Here is a 6214-nt window from a genome sequence, read left to right as displayed (position 1 = left end):
GGTCACTGACCTGCCCCAACAGCCCGATGCGAACTCCTGCTGAGGGTCCCGCCCCAAGGTGGGCGGTGCGCTGACCGCTGGAGACCGCCCACCGTCAATTTCAGGGCTTGGAGAAGCGACAGGGTCTTGGGCCGGCCGACCGGTTTGTCCCAGTCAGGGAAAGCCTGCTCGGCGCGTTCGATGACCACAGCCGTCGCTCGGTGACTCAGCCCGGGAAGATGATACATGGAGGGCACCCTTCCTACGACATAGAAAATGTCGCGGAATCTCTAACGCTAGGGAGGGTCTGTGTATTCCATGACGCGCTGGGGCTGCCCGGTACCAAAGAACGCAGGAAGTTGGCGGGGAGCGATCTCCCCATACGGCTACTGACGAACGCATTGTTCCTGTTGCCGGTATCAGAATTTCAATGAAAGCCGATTCGAATAGAGTTTCCGAACAGCTCCAGGATGTGCCCGTCCGGGGCGAACACCACCGACCACACCGGGTCGGTGTGGCCGGTCAGGGGGTCCCCGAGGGGGTGGGGGTGGGTCGGGTCGGTCACATCCCACAGCCGCACCGTGGCGTCGGCGGAGCCGGTGGCCAGGGTGTGCCCGTCCGGGGCGAACACCACCGGCCACACCGGGTCGGTGTGGCCGGTCAGGGGGTCCCCGAGGGGGTGGGGGTGGGTCGGGTCCTACGTCCCACAGCTGCACCGTGTGGTCGGCGGAGCTGGTGGCCAGGGTGTGTCCGTCCGGGGCGAACACCACCGAGAGGCTTATTCAGAACTCCCATTCTGGATGATCTAAATCATGCATCGCCGCAGGTCGAGACACAGGTCGAGGCACTGCTATAGATCTTTATGGAAGAGTTCTGCATAACCCTCCATCTGCCACCTCGATCGAGACCCTCGCTAACCGCTACATTGAGCGCTAGCGTGGGAGCGAGCATCGCTCCGGCGCGCAGCCGGCGGCGACGCACTTACGGGGGCGCGATGGCACGGGTATTTGTCAGTCATGCCAGCGACGGCGCGGTGCAGGCGGATGTTGTGCATCGATGGCTCGTCGAGGGCAGGCATGAGGTTTTTCTCGACTTGCACCGTGTCGATGGGATACCAATCGGTGAAGACTGGCGCCAGACGCTCCACGGCAGACTCCGGTGGGCCGACGCCGTCGTATGCATAGTGACAGAAAATTACAAGACGTCAACGTGGTGCAAGATCGAGGCTGAGATCGCTCGCTCCAGGGGAATTCTCCTGGTACCCATAACCGGTGCTTCTGGCGTCCGTGATCCCTCTTTAGAAGGCCTTCAGGTGATCACCAGCTACGAGTCCGCCCCCGAACGGGCCCGGGAAGACCTTCTCCGCACCATGAACCGACTGGATGCGAGAGGCGGTTGGGGGTGGCCGGACGGAAAATCTCCGTTTCCGGGGTTGCTGCCCTTTACTCCTGACCTCCATCGCGTGTTCTTCGGGCGGGACCAGGAGCGGCGCGACTTGATCAGAATGCTCCGCGCCTCGGACGCCCGAAACAACAGCTCGGTCATACTCCTGGTCGGCCCTTCTGGCTGCGGCAAATCCTCGCTCCTCCAGGCTGGTGTCATGCCGGCCATGGCTGGCGAAGCGGGATGGCAGGTGCTCCCGCCAATACGCCCCAGCCAACGCCCTCTGGTGGCACTTTCTCGCGCTCTCGCCGAGATCTATCGGGACGGTTCAGCTAGCGAGCGCGATCAGACGGTCGATACGGACTTTACAAGCGTAATGCTCGCCGCACGTCGACTCAGGGCTACCTCACTCCCTGGACAGCATGACCGCATCCTTATTGCGTTCGATCAGTTCGAAGAGGTCATAAACCAAGCTAACTCAAAAACACGCGCTGAGCTCGGCGACTTTTTTCGCCAGTCACCGGACGCGGACATTCAGCTGATCGCAACGCTCCGATCAGAGTTTCTCGACCAGATTCTGACCGAGCCCGCGTTTCTGGGCACCGAGTTTGCCGTCTACACGCTGGCTTCCTTGCCGGCGAAAGCTATTCGCACGGTGGTCGAGAGTCCTGTCGCCGCAGCCGGGATGAAGATTCCCGAGCGTCTTCTGGCCCAGATTGTCGAAGATTCGGGGGGTGGTGAGGGACTTCCTCTGTTGGCCTTCACCCTGTCTCAGATTACCGCTGGGCTAGGATATGGAAGCACACTCTCAGAAGATCTTTACAGGGCCATCGGTGGCGTCCAGGGCGCTCTCATAAATGAGGCTCAGGAAGCGTTGAAGCAAGCCGCTCGCATGAGCGGCACCTCATCCAGGGATGTCATCGACTCACTGTTACGCCTTGTCGACTTCAACGACACAGGTCAACCGACGCGGCGCCGGGTGGACGTCGCGCAACTTAGCACCAAGGAGTTGGCCGAGTTCGAGGTATTTGTCGAAAGACGCCTCCTCTACACCGATAGCACGGCTTCCGGACGCGCAATCATGGTGAGTCATGAGGCACTATTCTCTGCATGGCCGCCTTTGCAAGAAGCGATTGATTCGGCAGCGAAAGCGCTAAAAGCTCGGGCGGTGGCCGAGCGTCTTGCGGCGGAGTGGGACAGCCGTGGTCGGACGACCGTCGCTCTTCTGGAGGGCGGCCGCCTGGCGTCGATCATCGAGGAAACCGGCATCAAGTTCGCTCGCCTACAATGCATTCGAAGTAGAATAACTAGCAGCAGGTCGCTTAACCAGGTGGATCTCCGGAAAATCAGCCGCACCAGTCCCATCCGAGGCGGGGAGCTGAGTCCGCTCGCGGCATATTTCATCAGGCGTAGCCTGCGACGCGAGACGATCCGCCGGAGTAGGGCGGTCGCCATCTTGTCTATTCTCCTTTCAGTGGCCGTTGCGGGCGCGATCTTTGCATTCGTCAACGCACGCGCGACCGCTCGTCAGCAGAAAATTGCGACAAGTCGCCAGTTGCTGGCCGATGCACACTCCTTGGAAGACAGCGACCCGAACACAAGTATCAGCCTCGCACTCGTGGCGTACACACTGACGCCGACCGAGGAGTTTTCCGCCGGCTTGACCTTCATTCTTTCGCACACTCACTACCGGGAGACGTTAGCACCCCGCCAGGGGGTGCTAACGGCGGCCGCCTTTGCGCCGCATCAGAGTGTGTTAGCTACTACGAGCGACTTCGGTTACCTGAACCTCTGGACGATCCAGCCGCGCGGGACTTGGAGCACGGCCGGCCGGGTCTACCTCGGCCACGACGGCGGACATCTTACGTCCGTTGCCTTTTCTGGAGATGGTGAGCGGCTAGCGGTGGGAAGCTCGGACGGCGCGGTGACCCTATGGAACGTGGCCAACCCGAATAACCTGCTGCAAGTTGGCTCGCCGCTAGACGGGGGAACAGGTTCGGTAAACTCCGTCGCCGTCTCGCCTGATGGCCAGGGTCTGGCCGCCGCCGGAGACGATGGAAAGGCCGCCTACTGGCGCCTCGACGGTACTTTCGAAAAACCTGTCCTCTGGCAGCTGAGCGGACACTCTGGCCCGGTCAACGCGGTGGCCTTTTCCGCGAACCACCTGCTCGCGACTGCTAGCGATGATGGAACGGTCCTGATGTGGGACTGCGGTCGACCGGTCGGGCCAAGCCTGTTGGGCGAACCTCTTCGCGCGAATGCCGGGGCCGTGACGGACGTCGCGTTCACGCCGAGCGGAAACTTGCTGGCGACAGCGAACTCGAATGGGTCGGCCATCCTGTGGAGCATGGCGAATCCTGCCGCACCGACGATTGTCGGAGAACCATTGATACAGAATCAGGGGCTCGTCACCTCCGTGGCCTTTTCACCAGACGGCGATGTTCTGGGTGCGTCGAGTAACGGAGGTACTACCGCGCTGTGGGAGCTGAACAACAGCGGTACCGTCAGAAATCTCGAAAACCAACTGGCCGCCCCCCAGGGTGCAGTCACCGATCTTGCCTTCTCGAACATGGAAACTCTCGTCACCACGGGCATCGACGGCACGGCGATCCTCTGGACTAGTAGCCCATTGATTTCTCGCTTCGGACCCCCGGTCGCCGCGAACGCCGGTTCTGTGCACCGAATCAATATTCAGGCAACTATGCTGTCGAGCCAAAGCTCGGACGGTTCCGTCACCGTCTGGGACATTGCCAATCCAGCCAGGCCGCAGCCGATTAGGACCAAAAAACCGAAGACGCAGACCTCAATTTCCGAGTATATCGCGTCGTCGGACACTCGCGGTCTCAGCTTGTCGGACCTGCCAGACGGATCGGGTGTCCTGTGGGCAACGCCTCACGGATCGAGCGGGCGGGACGTCCTCGGGCACTTGCCGCCCAATGGCCACGGCCAGATGACGTCTGCCGCATTCTCGGCGCGTGGAACGCTTCTCGCGACAGGATATACCGACGGGACGACCGTTTTGTGGAGAATTGCTGACGCCGCCGGCGGCGTTGTGAAGCAAGTCGGTGATTCCCTGACTGGCCACGGTGGAGCCGTTTCGGCGGTGGCAGTGTCAGATGATGAGCGCACCGTCGCCAGCGCCTTTTCCGACGGTGAAATTCAGCTCTGGGATCTTACTGATCCAAAAGTTCCTCAACCGTTTACTGAATCGTTCACCGGCGGTTCATCCGAGATTGATTCAATACAATTCGGAGAAAATGGCGGCGTGCTCGCCGCCGGTGCATCCGACGGCTTCATCACCCTATGGGATACACGAGCCTTGGGCGCGGTCCGGGATGACCCGGTGGCGGCTGGCTGCAAGGTTACCGGAGGGGGGCTTGCGCAAAAAGTCTGGACTCAATACGTTCCCTACTACTCATTCAGGTCCTCCTGCTAACGCAGCGTACCTCAAAAATTTGGTCTACATGTCGTTACGACGCGCCGAGGAATTCTCCCATGTTCATTAACCGATCCAGAATCGCAATTCTATCAGCATCGGTCGTGTTGGTCATGCTCACCATGGCCTGTGGCCGGAGCCAGCCGACAGCGGCGCCCCCAGATAGTACCAGCCCCCTCGTCTTTGTGGCCGTACCTAATCAGGGGTCGACCAGCCTCCGGGAAACTTTTCAACCGATTCTACTCATGCTGCAGAAAGAGACCGGTAGGCCAGTTCTCTTCCAAACGGCCACCAACTATCAGGCTGTGATCGACGGCCTTAAGGAGGGAAAGATCCAGGTAGCTAATCTAGGACCGTTCTCGTATGTGATCGCCAAGGACAACGGCGTGCCCATAACGGTGGCTGCTGCTCAGGTGACGGCCAGGGGAGCACCACCTGGATATCGATCCTATGGTATCACGAATTCAGGCTCGTCGATTCAATCACTCGGCGACTTTAGGGGCAAGAAGATCTGTTTCGTCGACCGCGATTCAACTTCTGGTTACCTCTATCCAATATGGGGCTTGAGTCAGGTTGGAATCGATCCCGAGAAAGACATTCTCGCTGACTTCGTGGGTGCTCATGACGCATCGGTACTGGCTGTTGCCAATGGCACATGTAACGCAGGGTTCGCCTATGACACGATGGTGGACCGCCAGCTCATAGAACGTGGCCAGCTGGCGCCGGGAGCGATACGTGTGGTGTGGAAATCACCAGTGATTCCCGGGGCGCCCCTTGTCGTCTCCAATATGGTTCCGCCGGAGCTCCGGACGACTTTGATATCTTCGCTGCAGACCAAAGCCACTGAAGAGTACCTGCGAGCACACGGGTTCTGCTCATCGCGATGTGGTATCACGAGCGGGGCCGCGTACGGCTACGTCCCAGTGTCGGATCAACTCTATGACAGCGTGCGGGAGGTTTGTAGAACCACCAAGGCGAAGGCTTGCTCGTCAGGCGGCTGAATCCTACCGGCGTCGCGGACGGCTGAGACAAACTCCTTGGCTGCGGGTATGCGTGAGCTTGGGAATTAACGTTCAGGGAGGATCGGCCTGGTGACCTCACCGTAGGTCACCTACGCCCCGGCATGCCGGCCGCCCAACGAACGGCCACTGCAGGCCGGTGACCTGGGCTTCTGGCCGGGCCGCTGTCCCGGCGACGGAGAGGCCCTGACACGATCGCGTGCGTTTCCAGACCCACACGATCGGAGCCAGGGCCGTGCTGATGAGTGTGCCCGAGGCGGCCCCCCGGCTGCACCGGGGTAGCAAGGCCGCCGGCCCCTGCACCTCGCCACCGGGTCCCTGCACCTCGCCCGGCTCCTCCTCCTCCTCGGCGGCGGACGCCGGCGGCGAGCGGCTGGTGGCGTTCCGCAGCACGCTG

At 60.9% G+C, this 6214-nt stretch carries 4 protein-coding genes; 2 read left to right on the top strand and 2 right to left on the bottom strand.

Annotated features, from left to right (window positions below; genetic code table 11):
* Positions 1-406: 406 nt before the first annotated feature.
* Entirely contained in the window at positions 407-613 is a 207-nt protein-coding gene (locus tag MJ797_RS25415; protein ID WP_239342063.1) for a WD40 repeat domain-containing protein, read from the bottom strand.
* Positions 614-973: 360 nt separating this feature from the next.
* On the opposite strand from MJ797_RS25415, the gene MJ797_RS25410 reads away from it, so the two are divergent.
* Positions 974-4798: a TIR domain-containing protein gene (locus MJ797_RS25410; RefSeq protein WP_239342060.1), complete on the top strand. Its 3825-nt coding sequence runs from the start codon at positions 974-976 to the stop codon at positions 4796-4798.
* Positions 4799-4857: 59 nt separating this feature from the next.
* Complete coding sequence (locus MJ797_RS25405; protein WP_255739492.1) at positions 4858-5799, top strand: phosphate/phosphite/phosphonate ABC transporter substrate-binding protein; 942 nt, start codon at positions 4858-4860, stop codon at positions 5797-5799.
* Positions 5800-5895: 96 nt separating this feature from the next.
* On the opposite strand, the gene MJ797_RS25400 is transcribed toward MJ797_RS25405, so the two are convergent.
* A partial coding sequence (locus MJ797_RS25400) for a hypothetical protein (protein WP_239342058.1) occupies positions 5896-6214 on the bottom strand: 319 nt, incomplete at its 5' end.

The organism is Protofrankia sp. CiP3 (genome assembly GCF_917627345.1).
In the GTDB taxonomy this organism is placed as follows: Bacteria; Actinomycetota; Actinomycetes; order Frankiales; family Frankiaceae; genus Protofrankia.
The sequence above is the reverse complement of the archived record's forward strand: the minus strand, read 5'-3'. Positions and strand labels throughout refer to the sequence as shown.